Source organism: Myxococcales bacterium (assembly GCA_012517325.1).
In the GTDB taxonomy this organism is placed as follows: domain Bacteria; phylum Lernaellota; class Lernaellaia; order Lernaellales; family Lernaellaceae; genus JAAYVF01.
Genome location: JAAYVF010000041.1, coordinates 52785 through 70994, shown reverse-complemented (window position 1 = coordinate 70994; position 18210 = coordinate 52785). Strand labels below are relative to the sequence as shown.

Genomic DNA, 18210 nt, shown 5'->3' with positions numbered 1-18210 from the left:
AGCCCGATGCAAAACGGAAAATCGAAAGGGAACAACCAACTGGACGTGGGTCTATCAGGCCTCGGCTCCGAACTCTACGTAACCAAGGGGACATTTTTGCTGCACAGTTGAGGGGACATATTGCCTAAGTATAAACACCCGGCATCGCGGACGGATTGACCGCCGCCGCTTACCTGTGATAGGCCTGAAACGCGGGGAAAACCAGTAATTTGGAGGCGATCAATGGCCGAGAGCGAATCCGGCTTCAAAGCCAAAGCGGCGGAATGGACCGAAAAACTCCAGGCGTTGGCCGGCAAAGTGCCGGGTTTGTCGGAGTTCATGGGTCGCGAAAACCTGCGCGAGCAGGACAAACTGTTGCGCGAACACACGGTCCGGCAATTGAATACCGTCAAAGCCGGGGTCGACGACATCAAGCGCATCCTGTTGGGTAAGATGCAACTGCGATTGCTGCCCGACCTGGATCGCCTGACCCAGCAACTTGATCGCCTGCGCGACAAGCATCGGTTTGACGCGTACGGATTCAGCGGCGCTTTCGACGTCGCCAAGGTGCTGGAGCCGGAATTGCAGAAATTGCACGAAACCGACGTCCGCATTCTGGAAAGCGTCGACGCCTTGCTGAAGAATTGCCAGGCGGCGGCGGTCGGCGTGACGGACGAGGATTCGGCCAAGCCCGTTCTCGCGGCTTTACAAGGCGAAGTGAAACAATTGGCGCAATTGATCGATTCGCGGCGCGAAAGCGTCACCCAACTGGGACTCTAGGGAGGTATCTCATGGGCCTCTGGGAAGTCATCGAATACCACGATCCGACCGGGCAGGAAATCTGCCATAAAATTCCCGAAACGGGCAGCGCTGAAACGCGGATGGGCAGCCAACTGGTCGTGCGCGAATACCAGCAAGCGGTGTTTTTCCGCGACGGCAAGGGGCTGGACGTGCTGGGGCCGGGTCGCCATACCCTGACCTCGCAAAACGTCCCGATCCTGGCCGCCCTGATCGGCAAGCTGTTCGACAACAAGAGCCCGTTCCGCACCGAAGTCGTCTTCGTCAACCAGAATATTTTCAACGAAATGAAATGGGGCACCAAGGAAGCCGTGCCGTTCAAGGACAGCGAACTGGGTTACGTACAGTTGCGGGCCTTCGGCAACTACACCATGCGGGTCAAGGATCCGCTGCTGTTCGTCAACACGCTGGTCGGCGGGCGCGGCCGCTTCGCCACCGCCGATATCGCCAATTTCCTGCGCGACGTGGTGATTTCCCGGCTCAACGACATCCTGGGCGAGACGCTGAAGACGGTCTTCGAACTAGCCGCGATGTACGACGAACTGAGCGTCGCCGCCAAAATGCGGATGACCGAGGACTTCGCCAAGTACGGGATCGAGCTGATCGATTTTTACATCAACGCGATCACGCCGCCCGAGGAAGTGCAAAAAGCCATCAACGAGCGGGCCAGCATGGGCGCGCTGGGCGACATGAACAAGTACATGCAATACCAGTCGGCCAAGGCGATGCGTGAGGCCGCCGCCAATCCGGGCGGCGCGGGCGGCGCCATGGCGGCCGGAATGGGCGCGGGCCTGGGCATGATGATGCCGCAGATGATGGCCCAGAGCATGCAGCAGACGCCGGCGCAAACACCGAACCCGGCCCCCGCCGCGGCCGCGGCGGCCCCAGCCGGACCCGCCGAACGATTGCAGAAATTGAAGGCCTTGTTCGATCAAGGTCTGATCACCCAGGAAGAATTCGACGCGAAGAAAAAACAAATCCTGGCGGATATCTGAGTATCGGCACACCCATGGCAAACGAACGGCCGGTGAAATTGTCGGTCATTATTCCAGCCTACAACGAAGAGTCGCGGCTCGGTAAAACGCTCGACGACCTGATCGCCTATCTGGCCCGGGCCGATTACGCGTCCGAAATAATCGTGGTCGACGACGGCAGCACGGACCGGACGGTCGAAACGGCCCACGCCCGGCTGAACGGACCGGTGCCGTTGCGCGTTCTCGGTTACGGCGGCAACCGCGGCAAGGGTTTCGCGGTGCGCTTCGGCGTCATGCAGGCGGCCGGCGAATACCGGCTGTTTTTCGACGCTGACGGCGCCACGCCGATCGATCAGATCGAAAAATTCTGGCCGCTGTTCGCCCAGGGCGCGGCGGTCTGCCTCGGCTCGCGGGCGCTTCCCGAATCCGACATCGTGGTCCGCCAGCCGTGGCACCGCGTCTGGATGGGCCGTTTTTTCAACCTCTTGGTGCGGTTGCTGGCGGTGCGCGGTTTTCAGGACACGCAGTGCGGCTTCAAGGCGTTCAGCGCCCGGGCCGCGCAAATTATTTTCTCGCGGCAGCACCTGACGGGATTCGGTTTTGACGTCGAGCTGCTGTTCATTGCACAATGCCATGGTCTGAAAGCGATCGAAACGCCGGTCCGGTGGATCGATTCGCCCAGCAGCCGCGTGCATCCGTTGCGCGATTCGACGCGAATGTTTTTCGAACTGCTCAAAATCCGCCAACTGGGGTGGAAAGGCGAATACAGGTAGTCGCTGACATGACCATCAAGTGGAGCTATCTGGGACTGACCCATTACGAAAAAGTCCTGCGCTTGCAGCAGGAACTGCGCGATCAGGTGCAAAACGGCGCGGCCGTCGATTACCTGCTCCTCCTGTCGCACCACCCGGTGGTGACCCGCGGCGTCTCCGAACGCAACGACGACGGCCTGATCGAACCGCGCGAGCGCTTCGTCCAGGAAAACATCCCCATCTTCGACATCGACCGCGGCGGCAAAACCACCTATCACGGGCCGGATCAACTGGTCGGCTACCTGATCTTCGACCTCAAGCGGCGGCAGTTCAAACCGCGGCAGTTCGTCGAAAAAGTGGCGGAGGTGATCGTCACGGTGCTGGATTCCTATGGCATCGACGCGCATTACGACGAGGACGACCCGGGAATCGTGGTCGATCACAAAAAAATCGGTTTTCTCGGTTTCAGCATCCAGAAAAACGTCACCATGCACGGCTTCGGCCTGAACGTCGGCCGCGACCTGAAGCCGTTCGAATACATCGTGCCGTGCGGCAAGGTCGGCCGGACCATCACTTCGATGGAGGACGAAACCGGCCGCGCCTATTCGTTGTACGACGTGTACTGGCGCATCGTCACCGCGTTCGGCGGCATCTTCGCGGACAACCTCGAAGAGGTCTTCGTCGACGCGCACTCACAGGTGTAGGAGCGGACCGCCGTGTTTATGAAGTATTACCTGCTCGCGATCGGACAAGTCGGGGTGGTGATTTTCATCCTGCCGTTGGTCGTCGGTGTTTTCGCCGGCCTGTTCGGGCGGGAGAATGCGCGGGCCCGCGAGTGGCAGATCGCCGCCTTGCTGATCGGGCTGATCAACATCGGCGTCATGATCGACAAAGGCGGGATGCCGTTTTTCATCGCTCACCTCTTCGACATGTTTCTGCCCGCGCCGCTGACGATCAACCAACACATCCTCATCGGCCTGCTCGGGGACGGCTTGCTGTTTCTGTCGTTCTGGCGCTCCGTCCGCCACGGGATCGCTTCCGGCATTCGCCTGGCGACCCGTCCGGCCGCCAAGTAACCGCCCCGCGCGATGGGATTGGTTCTCGGCCTCAACCTCAGCCACGATCGTGCCGCCGTCATCGCCCGGGACGGCGTCGTCTTGTGCGGCATCGCCGAGGAACGCCTCGACCGGAAAAAACATTCCGTCGTGACGACCGCCGACGGCTCCTACCTGGCCTCGATGCCGCAAAAAGCCATCGACTACGTGCTGGCGGCTGCCGGCGCGTCCCTTGCCGATTGCGAACGAATCGTGGCGGTCGGCTCGGTCGTTTATCATCCCGACCGACCGTTGCGCAATCTCGCAGCGGCGGATGTGGCGGCGCAACTGCCCGGTTTTCCCGCCGATCGGGTGACGGTGATCAATCATCATCTGGCGCACGCGGTTGGCGCGTTCGCGGCTTCGCCCTTCACTGAAGCGGCGGTGCTGGTGGCGGACGGCGCGGGCAACGTGCTGGCGGATCGCGGTCCCGGCCGGCTGATCCCGCAAGTGGAACACACGACTTTTTATCATGCCCGGTGGGGAGAGATGCGGGAACTGAGCAAGGTCGCCAGTCTGCCGCGCTCGCTCAACAGCCTGGGCGCGTTCTACGAATTGGCGACCCGTTTTTGCGGTTTCGGCGCGTTCGCGGAAGGCAAGACGATGGGTCTGGCCTCTTACGGCGAACCGGCCCTGGTCGCGGATTGGATTCGCGCGATTCGCCTAGGCGACGGCTTGCGCTACGAGATCGATCCCACCTATCAGACCTTCGACCGGCGCGGCCGGATGATTCCACGGACATTCGTGCGGCGCTACGGCTCGCCGCGCCATTATTCGGAACCGCTGCGGCCGATCGACCGCGACATCGCCTTCGCCGCCCAGGCCGCCCTGGAAACCGCTTTGGTGGAAATGGCCCGGCGCTTGCGGGAAATCAGCGGTTGCCGCCACCTGGTGCTCGCCGGCGGGGTGGCGCTCAATTCGGTCGCCAATAAAAAAATCGCCGATCAGGCCGGCTTCGAGCGGGTCTTCATCGTGCCGTGCGCCGCCGACGACGGCACCGCGCTGGGCGCCGCGCTGTGGCCCCATTTTGACGCTGGGCGCGAAAAAGCCTGGGTCATGCGCCATGCCTATTTGGGGAAGGCCTATCCGGACGCGTCAATCGAGCAAGAGCTGGAAAAACATACCGACGTATTGGTTTGGTCACGCCCGGCTGACTGGCTGGAGCGGACGGCGGCTCGCCTGGCCGCGGGGGAGATCGTCGGTTGGTTTCAAGGCGGGGCCGAGATCGGCCCGCGCGCCCTGGGGCATCGCTCGATCCTCGCTGACCCGCGCCATCCCGAGATGAAAGATCGCCTCAACGAGCGGGTGAAGTACCGCGAGGCCTTTCGACCGTTCGCGCCGGCGGTTCTGGCGGAACGGGCCGGTGAATTTTTCGATTTGGCGGGGGAAAGCCCCTTCATGTTGCTGGTGGCGCCGGTAAAACAGCCGGCGGCGATTCCGGCGGCGACGCACGTCGACGGCACCGGTCGCGTGCAAACGGTCACCGCCGCAGACAACGATGTGTTCTACCGCCTGATCGCGGCGTTCGCGCGGCAAACCGGCGTCCCGGTCCTGCTCAACACCAGTTTCAATCTGGCCGGCGAACCGATCGTCGAAACGCCGCAAGACGCCATCGCCTGTTTCCTGAAATCCGAAATGGATTGCCTGGTGCTCAATGACTTTGTCGTCGAGAAGCGCCACCCCGAATTGTCCCGCGAACTGTCCCGTCAATATCGCGAATTGCTGACCGTCCGGCAAAAGGTGGTCGCCCAGGAAGCCGAGTTGGAAAGCATCCGGCGCAGCCGCGGCTGGCGTCTTCTGACGTTCTTCAACCGCTGGCGGAACCGTTAAAAAAAAGCGGCGGGCCCGCAGCCCGACGCCGGTCGAATCCTACCCAATCGCGGTTAATGCTTGCTGCCGAGCAGGGTTTGAATGATCGAATGGAAGGACGACAGGTTGTTGCCCTTCTGCCGGATGATCAGATTCTGATCGACCACCCAGTAGAACGGGATGTAACCGTTGCCGACCGGGTTGCCGACGCTCCAGTTCGGATCGGCGAGCACGGGGAAGGTCAAATTGTACAGACTGACCCAATGCGAGAGCTGCGCCACCGAGGGCGTTTGGCTGTTCAGATTTTCCGCGATCAACTGCAGCACCATGAAACCGTCACCTTGATCTTTGTACGCTTGGTAAAACTGCGACTCCAACACGGGAGTGTCCGAGCGACAGCCCGGTCACCACATGGCCGAGGAGTCCAGCAGAATCACCTTTCCCTCGTAAGCGTAAAGGCTGACCGAACTTCCGGTGGAAGAGGTCAGCGTGAAATCGGGCATCTGGTCACCGACGTCATAACCCATCTGCGGCGTGGTATCGTTGTCGTCGTTGTCGTCATTGTCATCGTTGTCGTCATCATCGTCATCGTCGTCGTCACCGCTGTCATCATCGCCGGAATCGTCGTCGCCGCTGTCATCATCGCCGGAATCGTCGTCGCCGCTGTCGTCATCGCCGGTGTCGTCGTCACCGCTGTCGTCGTCCCCGGAATCGTCGTCGACGACGTCGTCATCGCCGGTGTCGTTGTCATTGTCGTCGTTGTCGTCGTCGTCATCGCCGCTTTGGCAAGAGGCCGACAGAACGGCGGCCGCGAGCATGGCAAACAGCAGGTAGAGTAGCAATCTCCCTCGATGATTCATGCGCGCTCCTTTTGGTGGTGATTGGGTGGTTGGTCTTCCGTTTCTGTATAATTTTGTATCGCATCTCGTCGATTGATATTTTTCAACTACTACCGCAAACCAGAAAGCATTTTCGGTGGGAGAACAGGAAAAAGTCAATGGCCGTCACGCCCTAAAAACAAGGCCGGCGGTGGCCGGCCTTGTTGATATTCATTCGCTGATCGATGCGGGTCAGTCGATGCCCAGCAAGTTTTCGATCAGCGCGGTGTAGGAAGAAAGAAAGCCGTTTTTCTTTTGAATGACGAGGCTCTGGTCCAGCAAAGCGTAGGCCGGAATGGAAATGGACCCGCCGAACAAGGGGTAGGTGACCGTCCAATTGTGATCGTCGAGCACCGGGAAGGTCACACCGTAATTCGTGGCCCAGGTCATCAAATCGGACTGGCTCGGCGGATTTCCGGCCCAGTTTTCGATGATCAACTGCAACACCACGAAGCCGTCGCCCTGATCCTTGTAAACTTGATAATACTGCGACTCCAACACGGGAGTGTCCGCTTGGCAGGAACTTCACCACATGGCCGAAGTGTCCAGCAGAATCACCTTTCCCTCGAAGTCGTACAAGGAGACGTATTCGCCTTTCTGGTTGAGCAACGTGAAGTCCGGCATCTTGTTGCCGACGTTGTAGCCCGTCTGAGGCGTCGTATCGTTGTCGTCGTTGTCGTCGTTGTCGTCATTATCGTCATTGTCATCGTTGTCGTCGTTGTCATCGTCATCATCGCCGGAATCGTCGTCTCCGGAATCGTCGTCATCGTCGCCGGAGTCGTCATCGCCGGAATCGTCGTCGTCGTCGCCGGAGTCGTCATCCCCGGAATCGTCGTCGACGGGTGGGGTAGAGTCGTCGTTGTCGTCGTCCGCGGAGGTGTCGTTGTCGTCGTCGTCATCATCGGAAGTGCAGGCGGCGACCAATCCGACACCCACGAAAAAGACGAGCAACAGGTAGATTAACCATCTCCCTCGCTGCTTCATGGGCGCTCCTTTTGCGGTAAAGGGGTAGTTGATTTTCTTCCCGAGAAAGGTTGCATTGCTCGGCCTCATTTTTTTCCGAACCGGCAAATCGATAATTATTTTCGGCGCAGATGGGAGAAAGTCAATGGCATCCGCCCGGAAGGCAGCTCCCGTTGTCGAAACGGTGATGAAAAAGAAATGTCAGCAGTCTGGGGCCGGCGTAGGCCGACCCCATGCTTGTTCATCTGATGGGGGTCACCGCTCTGTCAGTCGATACCGAGCAAACTTTCGATCAATGAGTCATAGGAGACCAGATATCCCTCCTTTTTCCGAATGACGCCCTCCTGATCGAGCAGGGCATAAGCCGGAATCGAAATCGATCCGCCGTGCAATGGGTAGGTCACGTCCCAACTGCTGTCATCCAGCACCGGGAAAGTCAGGCCGTACAGGGTCGCCCAGGCAAGCAATTCGGCCTGGGTCGGCGGATTGTCGTTGTAATTGGCCAGAATCAATTGCAGCACCATGAAACCGTCACCCTGATCCTTGTAGACCTGGTAGTAATCGGTTTCCAGCTTGGGAGTGTCCTGCTGACAGGGGCCGCACCACATGGCCGAGGTATCCAGAAGAATGACCTTGCCGGCGTAATCGTACAGCGAAACTTCGTCGCCCTTCTGATCGAGCAGTGTAAAATCCGGCATTTTATCGCCGACGTCGTAGCCCATCTGGGGCGTGGTGTCGTTATCGTCGTTATCATCATCGTTGTCGTCGTCGTCATCGTCATCATCGCCGCTGTCGTCGTCGGCGGCATCGTCGTCAGCTGCATCATCGTCGGCGGCGTCGTCATCCGCCGCGTCATCATCAGCCGCATCGTCATCCGCAGTGTCGTCGTCGCCGTTGTCGTCGTCGACGAGGTCGTCATCCGCAGTGTCGTCGTCGCCACTGTCATCGTTATCATCATCGTCATCGGACGAACAAAGCGCGGCCATGCCGAAGGTCGCCGATAAAAGCAAGGTAAACAGGAGGAACAGCGATGTGCGTTGGTGCATGTGAACTCCCTCTTAAAGCCGTGAAATACGGCGGTTGAAATCAGAGGGCGTATCTTCACTGAAGAAAAGAAGACCTGTCAATCGTCATTGCATTTTCTCCCGAGAATTGTATAAAGAAGCGCCGATCGTTTCCGGTCGTAACGGTAAAATACTCGGGAACTTGCAACCCGATGCGGTTGTCGTATCGATGCAACCCATAAACCGCCGGGACGAAGATTGTATAATCATTTAATTAAGATTTATTTGCAATTTCATCCTATTTGGCGTAAATATTAATGCTGATTATTAATAATATATTCGCAACTGTTTGATTAATAAGCACTTGAAAGGAAAAACAATGCCTGAATTGGCATCCGTCAACGGTAAAATCACCCCGATCGATCAGGCTTGCGTTTCGATTCACGATCGCGGCCTGGTGCTTGGCGACGGCGTTTACGAAGTCATCGTCAGCTATCACGACAAGCTATTTTTGTTCGACGAACACATCGCACGACTGCGGCGCAGCCTGGCGTACGTGCGGATGTCCTACGTCGATGTCGATGAAGTCGTCCGGCTGATCCGGCAGGTTTTTCAGGCGGCCGCCATGCCGCGCGCCAAGGTCTACCTGCAAATCACACGCGGCGAGGCTCCGCGCAATCACGCGTTTCCCGTGCCGCAGATCAAGCCGAACCTCATCATCACGGTCCGCGCTTTTCCGGAAATGGATCCGGCGTTGTTCGACGCCGGAATCGTCTGTCTCACGCAGCCGGATCTTCGTTGGGGACGAGTGGACATCAAAACCATTAATCTATTGCCGAATTGCCTGGCGAAGCAGGCCGCGCTCGACGCCGGTTGCCACGATGCGATTTTCATCGCTGCCGACGGTCTGGTGCGCGAAGCGACGGCGGCCAACGTTTTCGTCATCCGCCACGGCGTTTTCCTTACCCATCCGGCGAACGAACACATCCTGTCCGGCGTGACCCGCAATTGCTTGATCGACTTGATTCGCGGGGCCGGCTGGACGGTCGAAGAGCGCGCGGCGACCGAACAGGAAATGATGACCGCCGACGAAGTGTTTCTCTCGGGCACCACGGCCGAGGTGTTGCCGGTGATCCGTATCAACGGCCGCCCGATCGCCGACGGGCAGCCGGGACCGATCAGCCGCAAACTGCTGGGCATCTTCCGTGCGTGGATCCGACAAAACGGCTATTAAATCGAGGCCGGTTCCGCGAAGGGTTAGAGAATCAAGCCGCTTTTGTTTTCCGGCTCCGGCGGTTTCGCGCCGCTTGGATTCAAGGGAAGCAATTTCAGCAGCATGAACCGAAAGAAGGGCACCTCGCCGGGAGGGTTGTCCGGCGCCTCAAGGTGGAGCGCCAGCGCCGCGGCGGTCACGGCTTGTCCCGGGGCGTCACGCCGGGCCAATTGATAGGCAGCGTCGCGCAACCGATCCGCGTAGATTTCCCGTCGATCCGGCGTGAAAAATTGATCGATCGTCCGCCTGAGGCGGATTTCGATCTGCTCCATTTTTTGCTCTTCCGAAAGTGTCAGCAGTCCCGTCTCCAAATCCTGAAGCGCCGTCTGGAAGGCCAGCAGCGCTTCGCGGTCGCAGACCCAATAGGCGAACTCCGGTTCGCGATGAAGTTCGCCGCTGCTTTGCAGGGCGGTCAACTTTTCCATCACGGCCTGGCCGTCCACCAGTTCACGGTAGGGGTGACGTTCGGCAACCTCCGGCAGTTTCAGGCGCGAAATCGCGGAGACGTATCCGGCGGGAAAAGCGGTGCCGGCGCGTTCGGCGCGACGATTCAACTTTTGCAATAGGTACTGTGCGTAGGCGAGGGGGATCTCGAACAGCGGCACCTGGCGCAGTTGTTGCAAATCGTTGATGAAAGCCCGCACTTTTTTTCGGCTGGTTTCTTCCGAGAAGAAATGGACGATCGCCCGGCCCTCGCGGTCGTAAACCTGCAGCGTCCGCACGCCAGCGCGAACCGTTTCGTTCAGAACGAGAATCCGCTCGTTGCGCCCGTCCACCACGGAAACGTAGCAGGGAATTTCCTCGTTGGGGGGAGTCTCGGCGTTTTTGCGAAACAAGGGCGCTTTCTTACGCCGTTCGGCGATTTCATGCCCCTCTTGTTTCATTTCGTAGAGCACCCGTTTCAACTGCTTGATGAGCGCTTTATCCGCGGTGTTTTCCAGGCAGGCCGCCAGCAGATCAGCGCGGCCGTCGCGGCGCAAGCCGAAAAAGATCGCTTCGCGGAACGCGAGGGGCAATGCCAAGATCGCGGCAACGGTCTCGGATTCCGCCAGCCGTTGCCAGACCTGCCGGGCGAGCGGCAATTGGTCGAGGAATTTGCCGTCGATCAACCCGTCCTGAGCCCGGTATTGTTCGAAAAGTTCACTGAACTTGGCGGGCGATTCGATCATCGCCAGCAGGATCGGCGCTGTGTGCACGGCGCGAGCGTGTTCGTTTAGAAAATTCATGGTCCGGCAATATACGGAAAAGGTCCGATTCTGTCCAGTTTTTTCGCCGCGCGACCGGCGAGAAGCCCGGAAATTCCAAACATTTGACATTCCAAGCGATGGATGATAAGTAAGGTCGATTTTTCTGGCCGAGGCGCTTCGCGGCGCCAACCCGCACATTTAACTCGGTGATTTTTGATGAGCGTAGGCATGCTTTCATCTGTTCTTAACTCGAGCCAACAACAGAGGATCGGATGATCACACTTGCTCTTGCCACTCGCTTCAGGATCTACTTGTTGCTCGCCGTTTTTCTTTTCGTTCCTCAACTCGTTTTCGCCAGCGGATTTTTCCATCCGGAACTGGGCGCCCGTTCGTTGATGCGCGGCGGCGCCAACGTGCTGGGCGGCAACGATTTGTCGGCGCTCTACGTCAACATGGCCAATATCGCCAATGTCGACGGCACCAACGTCTATTTCTGCGTCAATTATGATATTCAGCACACCTATTACCGGCGCGAACCGTATCAATCCGCCGTGCGCAATCTCAACCCGTTCGATCCGATCCAGACCGCGGCGATTTCCAGCGATTTCGGCTTGAAGCATTGGACGTTCGCCTACGGCGCCTACGGTCCCTACGGCACCACCAACCGCTGGCCGGAACGCGGCCCGCAGCGCTACAACATCATCGAGAGCAACGCGATCCAGGTCTATCAATCGCTGGCCGTGGCCTGGAACCCGACCGATTGGGTGCGCGTCGGCGCCAAAGCCAGCGTGGTCAACTTCAAGTTGATCAACTACTACGGCTTCTCGGTGTTGAAAGACCGCAATCCGTCCTTTGACGTCACCGGCGAGTTTTCCGCCTGGACGGAATACGTTCCCAGTTGGGGCGCGGGCGTCGTTTTCGCGCCGATTCCCAACTGGTTCGAAGTCGGCTTTTCCTACCTGCCGTCGTTCGACGTGACGATCGTCGGCCGGGTCAAGGCGGAGATGCCCGATCTGTACGCGACGATTCTGGGCATGAAGACCTTCACCGACAAAATCCGCCTGCCGCTCAACTATCCGCCGATCTACCGCGGCGGCGTGCGGTTCATGTATCCCGAAAAATTCGACGTCGAATTCGATGTCAGCTTCATTCCCTGGACCATGCTGCCGTACTACGACGTCGATCTGGAAGGCGAGGAAATCCTGGCCGACTTCAAATACCCGCTGCAATGGCAGGACACCTGGAATTACCGGCTCGGCGGCACCTACCGGCTGAACGATCACTGGTGGTTCCACGGCGGTTACCAATACGAGGATTCCGCGAACCCGCCGAAAATCAGCGGCACGGAAACCGATCGGCACTTTTTCGGCACCGGCCTGACGATGCGCTATTTCGGCATGGACATCGACATGGGCTACGCGCACATCTATCAGTACGACATTCAAACTCCGCCGCCGGACGGCAGTTTCGAAAGCGGCCTCGACGACGGCCGCGGACGTTATAAAACGAGCTACGACATGTTCGTCGGCGCGGTCACGTTCAACTTCGAACGGATGTATCAAGCCTACAACGGAAAGAGGCCATGGTAAGCAAGAAGGAATGGCTGGAAAAATTCGCGGCCAGCCCGAAGCTCGAGCGCAGCTTCACGACCTTGTCGGATCTGCCGGTCGACCCGCTTTACACTCCGGAGGATTTGCCCGACTTCGATTATCACCGTGATTTGGGACAACCCGGCGATTACCCCTACACGCGGGGCATTCACAACACCATGTATCGCGGCCGCACCTGGACCATGCGGCAGTTTTCCGGCTTCGGCACCGCCAAGGAAACCAACGAGCGTTACAAGTACCTGCTGGCCAACGGCACGACCGGCCTGTCGGTGGCTTTCGATTTTCCGACGCTGTACGGCCGCGACTCCGACGATCCGCGCAGCCGCGGCGAAGTCGGCAAGTGCGGCGTGGCCATCGATACGCTCGCCGACATGGAACAGCTCTTCAGCGGCATTCCGCTCGATCAGATCACCACGAGCATGACGATCAATCCGCCGGCGCCGATTTTATTGGCGATGTACCTGGCCGTCGCCGAAAAACAGGGCGTGAGCTGGGACAAGGTCGGCGGCACAATCCAGAACGACATGCTCAAGGAATACATCGCGCAGAAAACCTGGATCTATCCGCCGGAACCGAGCCTGAAGATCATCGTCGACGTGATGAAATTCACGGCCGAGAAAGTTCCCAACTGGAACACGATCAGCATCAGCGGCTACCACATCCGCGAGGCGGGCAGCACCGCCGTGCAGGAGCTGGCGTTTACGCTGTGCGACGGCATGACCTACGTCAAGGCCGCGATCGCCGCCGGCATGGACCCCGACGTTTTCGCGCCCCGGCTGTCGTTCTTCTTCAACGCCCACAGCGACTTCTTCGAGGAAATCGCCAAGTACCGGGCGGCGCGGCGCATCTGGTCGCGCTTCATGAAAGAAGAAATCGGCGCCAAGAATCCCCGTTCGTGGCTGCTGCGTTTTCACACACAGACCGCCGGTTGCAGCCTGACCGCGCAACAACCGCTCATCAACATCGTCCGCACCACGATCCAGGCGCTGGCCGCGGTCATCGGCGGCACCCAAAGCCTGCACACCAACAGCCTGGACGAAACCCTGGCGCTGCCGACCGAACAGGCGGTGACCGTCGCGCTGCGCACCCAGCAAATCCTGGCGGAGGAAAGCGGCGTGGCGAACGTGATCGACCCGCTCGGCGGCTCGTACTTCGTCGAGTCGCTGACCAATCGCCTGGAAGCCGACGCCCTGGAGTACATCCGCAAGATCGACGAAATGGGCGGCATGATCCGCGCCATCGAGCGCGGTTACCCGCAACGGGAAATCAGCAACGCCGCCTATCACTATCAGCAGCAGGTCGACAAGAACGAAAAGACCATCGTCGCGGTCAATAAATTCGCCACCGAGGAAGCGATCAACATCGACACGCTTTACATCGACGAAGCGATCGAAAAACGCCAGGTGGAGAATCTGCAGCGCGTCCGGGAAAACCGCGACAACGAGGCCGTGGCGAAAAACCTGCGCGCCTTGAAAGAAACCGCCGTCAACGGCGGCAACCTGATGCCGGCGATTCTGGATTGCGTCCGGAGTTACGCCAGCCTGGGCGAAATCATCAACCGGCTGCGCGAAGTTTTCGGCGAATATTCCGATCCGGCCTATCTCTAGCCGGATTTGCAACCGGCCGTTTCGGCTCGTTGATCAGTGGTGCGATCGTAGTGCAGTCGCAATACAGGATTCAGGGGAGGGTGCGATGAATCGCAAAATCCGCATATTAATCGGCAAGCCGGGCCTGGACGGACACGACCGCGGCGCCAAGATCGTCGCGCGCGCTTTGCGCGATGCCGGCTACGAAGTCATTTATACCGGCCTGCATCAGACGCCGGAAATGATCGTCAATACCGCCATCCAGGAAGACGTCGACGCCGTCGGGCTTTCCATTCTTTCCGGCGCCCACAATTATCTGTTTCCCGAGGTGATCCGCCTGCTGCAAGAAAAAGGGGCCGGCGACATCATCGTGTTCGGCGGCGGGATCATTCCCGAGGTCGACATCGCGGGGCTGAAAGAGAAGGGTGTGGCCGCGTTGTTTACCCCCGGCACCCCGATCCAGGAGATCGTCGATTTCGTCAAGACGGTCGTCGAGCCACGGCAGGTCGAGTAATCCATCCGTAAAAAGAACGGCCCGGAGCCTGCGCCCCGGGCCGTTTCAATTTAATGGCGTTTATTTCCGCAGGCGGAACTTCACGTCGTCCGGACCGTTAATCTTCTTGCTCTTGACCAACACGACCGGATCGCCGATGCCGAACTCGTCGCCTTCCTTCACGTCCAGGCGGCCGAAGATCGAACCGACGACGTCGGCGAAGGCCACTTGCACGATCACCACCGGTTCCGCGAGCAGGTGTCCCTTGCGGTCCTCGTACACGATGCTGAACGATTCGATGTAGCCCGAAGCCGGATCGACGGCCCGCGCCTCGCTCTCGGGATTGAGCAGGTCCATCGAATTCTCGTCGAACGCCATGGGCGGAATCACCGTCGCTTCCAGTTCCTCGTTCCAGGTGCCGGTGATTTTGCCGGCGGCCAGATCCTTGTAGAACTTCACCCCGGCCAGACCGGCGGTGTACAAGTAATTGAGCGGGATCTTACCGGGCCAATAGCCGGCGGTCGTGGCGTCGAGTTCGACCGGTTTGATCGCTTCGATCGATCCGTCGATCTTGGCGCGTTTGCCCAGCGGCGTGAAATACAGGATGTCCATGATCGAGCCGACGCGTTCCTCGGCTTTCTTCCAGACCGCCTTGACCTTCATGCCGATGTGCACGTCCTTGGGATCGACGTCGCGCAGCAGGTGCACCAGGCCCATGTGCTCGCCGGCGTTGTCGATGGCGATCACGGCGAAGATGTTGACCTGGCCGTCGGGCAACGGCGAGGAATCCCAATTGACGTGGCTGATCGTATAGGTCTGCACGGTGCCGGTGTCGGGCAGGTTGAAGTAGTCGAACACCGGGTTGAGGTTGTCGATTTCGCTGAAGGCCCGCGGCGGAATCATCATCCGGTCGGTGCCCCGGCAGTAGCTGCCGCGAATCTTGCCCTGCTTCAGACCGTCCAGGTAGGTCGTCATGGCGAAGCCGTTGTCCCACGCGTAACGCAGGTCGGGCGTCTCGGCGATGTACGGCACGTCGGTGATCTTCTTCAGCGGCGTGCCCGGCAGGTCCGCTTTTTCCATTTTGTTCCAGTGGCCGACGGCGTGCGGCGGCGCGCCTTCGGAACTCATCACCACGACGGTGCCGACCTGCATCAGATCGCCCCAAGCTTGCGCGACGCCGCGCCGGATGGGCCGTTGAATCTGCCGTTTGCCGGCCTGCCCGCTAAGTTGGAAGTACAACTCGGCGATTTTCATCAGGCCGGTCGCGGCGATCGGGTTGCCGACGCCGAGCGCGCCGCCCGACGGGCATAGCGGATGCGTGCCGCTGGCGCGGTCGAAGGCGCCGGAGAACAGCAGGTCCTTGACGGTCTTGCCGGTCTTGTCGAGCAGCAGGCCGTTCATGTGATGCAGCGCCTTGTAATCGAACGGATCGTACGGCTCGAAGATGTCGATGTCCTTCACGGGGTTGACGACGCCGGCCATTTTGTAGGCGTCCTGCGCGGCCATGGCGACGTAATTCGGATAGGCCAGGTCGCGCGTGCACCAATAGGCGGTGTCGAGCCGGAAGCCGACGCCGTCGATGAACACCGGCGCCGGCTTCTTGGCCCGCGCCACGCGTTCGTTGGTGAGGATGATCGCCACCGCCGCATCGGAAGTCGGGCTGATGTCGAGGCGTTTCACCGGCCAGGACAGCAGCGTCGAATTCATAACGTCGGCCACGGTCAGGTTCTCGGCGATCTGCGCGGCCGGGTGATCCAGCGCGTTGCGCTTGTTGTTCACCGACACCCGCGCGATGTCTTCCTCGGTGTACCCGTAGGCGTGCATGAAGCGCGCCATCTCGAGCGCGAAGATGTGGATCAGCGTGAGTTGCAGCGGCTGCTCGGTCACGCGGTCGAAGATGGTGAGGAAGGCGCCGGCGGGGTGCGGGCTGCACGGCGACATCTTTTCTTCGCAGATCACCAGACACGAGTTGAATTTGCCGGAAGCGACGTGCATCCACCCGTGGATCGGGCTCATCACGCCTGTCGCGCCGCCCACGTAATGCCGCAGGTACGGCTTGTTGGAGGCGCCGGCGCCCGCGATCAGGTGTTCGCCCTTCATGTGAATGCCGTCGAAGGCATCCGGGGCCGTACCGAGGCACACGGCGTCGATCTCGTCGATTTCCATTCCGGCATCGTCCAGGGCCATGCGGACCGCGCTGGCCGCCAACTCGCCGGGGGATTCCTTGGCCCGGCGCATGAATTTCGTCATGCCGACGCCGACGACGGCTACTCTCTGGCTCATGACGCCCTCCTTTCCGTTTCCAAAATGGCCACCGCGCAGGAGTCGGTGGGCAGGCCGCGCCAGCCGTGCACCAGCACGCGCTCGGCCTCGACCTGGCAGGCCGCCGCTTCGCCGCGCAGTTGCGCGACCGCTTCGTAGAAGCGCGCGCCGCCGTTGAGCTCGAGCAGGTCGCCGTTGCCCAGCGAACCGCCGTTCGGGTTGACGATCGCGGCGTCGCAGCCGCCGATCTGCAGCGCTTCCAGGTGCATCAATTCGCGGTGCGCGTACAGGTCGGAAACGAAGAAGGCGTCGATTTCCTCGGCCGGATTCTCGATGCCGGCTTCCTGGTAGGCGAGGGTGCCGGCGATTTCGGTACCCACGGAATAGGCGTGGTCGCGCCGTTCGAGGATCGAGGTGCCCGAGCCCCAGCCGGTGCCCGCGATGAAGACCGGCTTGCGGGCGTATTCGCGGGCCAGTTCGTCGGTGCCCAGCACGACGACGACGGCGCCGTCGGCATGGCGCGGGAACATCAGTTCGGTGATCGGCGCGGCGACCGGCCGCGCTTCCAGCACGTCGCCGACGGTGTAGCGGCCGCCGTAGGGCGCGTTGCTGTTGAACAGGGCGTTGGCGCGGTTCTTCACCACGACCTCGGCCACGTCCTCCATCCGGTAGTCCGATTCGTTGAGGAAGGACCGCATCTCGATGCCCGCCAGGTAATGGGGCGAGACGCCGAACCGGTTGAAGATCGGATCGAAGGCAAAGCGCAGCAACTCGTCCTTGGTCAGGATGTTGGAGGCCTTGCTGTAGGATTCCACCACGAGAATGCCGTACCGGCCCGTCTTGATCTGCATGACGGCCGACCCGATGCCGTGCAGGAAGTCGCCCGGGATCGAGTAAACCGGCTTGCGGACCATGCCAAGCTGATCCGGTACGTACTCATCGCAAATGGAATAGCCGGAATTGAAATCCTCCTCCACCGAGACCGCGCCATCGATCTGGTCGATGGTAACGCCGGCGTCGGTGTAGGCCATTTTCGCGGCTTTGGCGATCAACTCGCGGTACGATAGTCCCGTCGAGGTGGGCGTGAAGCCGCACATGCCGATACCGAGCACTGCTACACCCATCTGTTTGTCCTTTCTTCTGGTTGCCTTTAGTCTTTCAGTCCTGGCGCCGTGAGCAGCGCGGGGCTTTTTCTTGTTTTTTTCTTTGAATGTTTCGAGAATACCGAACCGAATCTCTAAAATCAAGGAAGTTTTGAAAAGTCCGCCATTCCAGGAAATGGAGACGTTGACGTCCGATTTAAACCACCGGGCCAAATGGATGGTTGCGTCTTTTTTCGACATTTTTTGCTTGTCAAAGTAAAGTTTTCGTGATTATGATGCGCACCAGGATAGGGTTACCTAAGTGAGGGAATCTTAAGTTTTTTCCTTTTAGGGCGGGGCGGGCGTGATGGGCGCCGGCCCCATTTTTTTATTCGCCCCCCGACCCCTTGACCTCCACCCGGCAGGGTGCGATTTAACAACCGAAAGCTACGACGAGGAGAAGAGA

18 protein-coding genes are annotated in these 18210 nt (G+C 59.7%); 10 read left to right on the top strand and 8 right to left on the bottom strand.

What is annotated here, in order from left to right:
- The first annotated feature begins 222 nt into the window (after window positions 1-222).
- From GX444_07855 to GX444_07830, 6 genes are read left to right on the top strand one after another with little or no spacing between them, the layout of a single operon-like run.
- Window positions 223-759, top strand: coding sequence for a hypothetical protein (locus tag GX444_07855; GenBank protein NLH48504.1), 537 nt, complete (start codon window positions 223-225; stop codon window positions 757-759).
- A gap of 11 nt (window positions 760-770) precedes the next feature.
- Window positions 771-1772 carry an SPFH domain-containing protein gene (locus GX444_07850; GenBank protein NLH48503.1) on the top strand — a complete coding sequence of 334 codons (1002 nt, stop codon included), beginning with the start codon at window positions 771-773 and terminating at the stop codon, window positions 1770-1772.
- A 32-nt stretch (window positions 1773-1804) separates the two neighbouring features.
- On the top strand, window positions 1805-2524 hold the full coding sequence (locus tag GX444_07845; GenBank protein ID NLH48502.1) for a glycosyltransferase family 2 protein: 720 nt from the start codon (window positions 1805-1807) through the stop codon (window positions 2522-2524).
- 8 nt (window positions 2525-2532) lie between these two features.
- Complete coding sequence (gene lipB, locus GX444_07840; protein NLH48501.1) at window positions 2533-3207, top strand: lipoyl(octanoyl) transferase LipB; 675 nt, start codon at window positions 2533-2535, stop codon at window positions 3205-3207.
- 12 nt (window positions 3208-3219) lie between these two features.
- Complete coding sequence (locus GX444_07835) at window positions 3220-3579, top strand: hypothetical protein (GenBank protein NLH48500.1); 360 nt, start codon at window positions 3220-3222, stop codon at window positions 3577-3579.
- 12 nt (window positions 3580-3591) lie between these two features.
- Window positions 3592-5427: a carbamoyltransferase gene (locus tag GX444_07830; protein ID NLH48499.1), complete on the top strand. Its 1836-nt coding sequence runs from the start codon at window positions 3592-3594 to the stop codon at window positions 5425-5427.
- 53 nt (window positions 5428-5480) lie between these two features.
- Here GX444_07830 and GX444_07825 read toward each other — a convergent pair whose 3' ends face one another.
- From GX444_07825 to GX444_07805, 5 genes are all read right to left on the bottom strand, one after another.
- Window positions 5481-5735 (bottom strand): peroxiredoxin family protein, encoded by a 255-nt coding sequence (locus tag GX444_07825; protein NLH48498.1) that lies wholly within the window; start codon window positions 5733-5735, stop codon window positions 5481-5483.
- A gap of 75 nt (window positions 5736-5810) precedes the next feature.
- Complete coding sequence (locus GX444_07820) at window positions 5811-6266, bottom strand: hypothetical protein (protein ID NLH48497.1); 456 nt, start codon at window positions 6264-6266, stop codon at window positions 5811-5813.
- Between the two features lie 210 nt (window positions 6267-6476).
- Entirely contained in the window at window positions 6477-6785 is a 309-nt protein-coding gene (locus tag GX444_07815) for a hypothetical protein (protein ID NLH48496.1), read from the bottom strand.
- A gap of 24 nt (window positions 6786-6809) precedes the next feature.
- Window positions 6810-7268 carry a redoxin domain-containing protein gene (locus tag GX444_07810; GenBank protein ID NLH48495.1) on the bottom strand — a complete coding sequence of 153 codons (459 nt, stop codon included), beginning with the start codon at window positions 7266-7268 and terminating at the stop codon, window positions 6810-6812.
- Window positions 7269-7513: 245 nt separating this feature from the next.
- Window positions 7514-8293: a TlpA family protein disulfide reductase gene (locus GX444_07805; protein ID NLH48494.1), complete on the bottom strand. Its 780-nt coding sequence runs from the start codon at window positions 8291-8293 to the stop codon at window positions 7514-7516.
- Window positions 8294-8630: 337 nt separating this feature from the next.
- Here GX444_07805 and GX444_07800 point away from each other — a divergent pair, with 337 nt between their 5' ends.
- The gene (locus GX444_07800) at window positions 8631-9485 is read left to right on the top strand and encodes a D-amino acid aminotransferase (GenBank protein ID NLH48493.1); all 855 of its coding nucleotides are present in this window, start codon (window positions 8631-8633) and stop codon (window positions 9483-9485) included.
- 23 nt (window positions 9486-9508) lie between these two features.
- Here GX444_07800 and GX444_07795 read toward each other — a convergent pair whose 3' ends face one another.
- Entirely contained in the window at window positions 9509-10720 is a 1212-nt protein-coding gene (locus GX444_07795; GenBank protein ID NLH48492.1) for a hypothetical protein, read from the bottom strand.
- A gap of 305 nt (window positions 10721-11025) precedes the next feature.
- On the opposite strand from GX444_07795, the gene GX444_07790 reads away from it, so the two are divergent.
- The 3 genes from GX444_07790 (at window position 11026) to GX444_07780 (ending at window position 14421) form a co-directional block, all read left to right on the top strand.
- A complete protein-coding gene (locus GX444_07790) occupies window positions 11026-12300 on the top strand; it encodes a hypothetical protein (protein ID NLH48491.1) in 1275 nt (424 codons plus the stop codon).
- Window positions 12294-13928 carry a methylmalonyl-CoA mutase family protein gene (locus GX444_07785; protein NLH48490.1) on the top strand — a complete coding sequence of 545 codons (1635 nt, stop codon included), beginning with the start codon at window positions 12294-12296 and terminating at the stop codon, window positions 13926-13928. Before GX444_07790 ends, GX444_07785 begins: the two co-directional genes overlap by 7 nt.
- A gap of 85 nt (window positions 13929-14013) precedes the next feature.
- Window positions 14014-14421 (top strand): cobalamin B12-binding domain-containing protein, encoded by a 408-nt coding sequence (locus tag GX444_07780; GenBank protein ID NLH48489.1) that lies wholly within the window; start codon window positions 14014-14016, stop codon window positions 14419-14421.
- A gap of 60 nt (window positions 14422-14481) precedes the next feature.
- On the opposite strand, the gene GX444_07775 is transcribed toward GX444_07780, so the two are convergent.
- Window positions 14482-16683 (bottom strand): thiolase domain-containing protein, encoded by a 2202-nt coding sequence (locus GX444_07775; GenBank protein NLH48488.1) that lies wholly within the window; start codon window positions 16681-16683, stop codon window positions 14482-14484.
- Entirely contained in the window at window positions 16680-17786 is a 1107-nt protein-coding gene (locus GX444_07770) for an acetyl-CoA acetyltransferase (GenBank protein NLH48487.1), read from the bottom strand. The genes GX444_07775 and GX444_07770 overlap by 4 nt, the downstream gene beginning before the upstream one ends.
- Window positions 17787-18210: the final 424 nt, after the last annotated feature.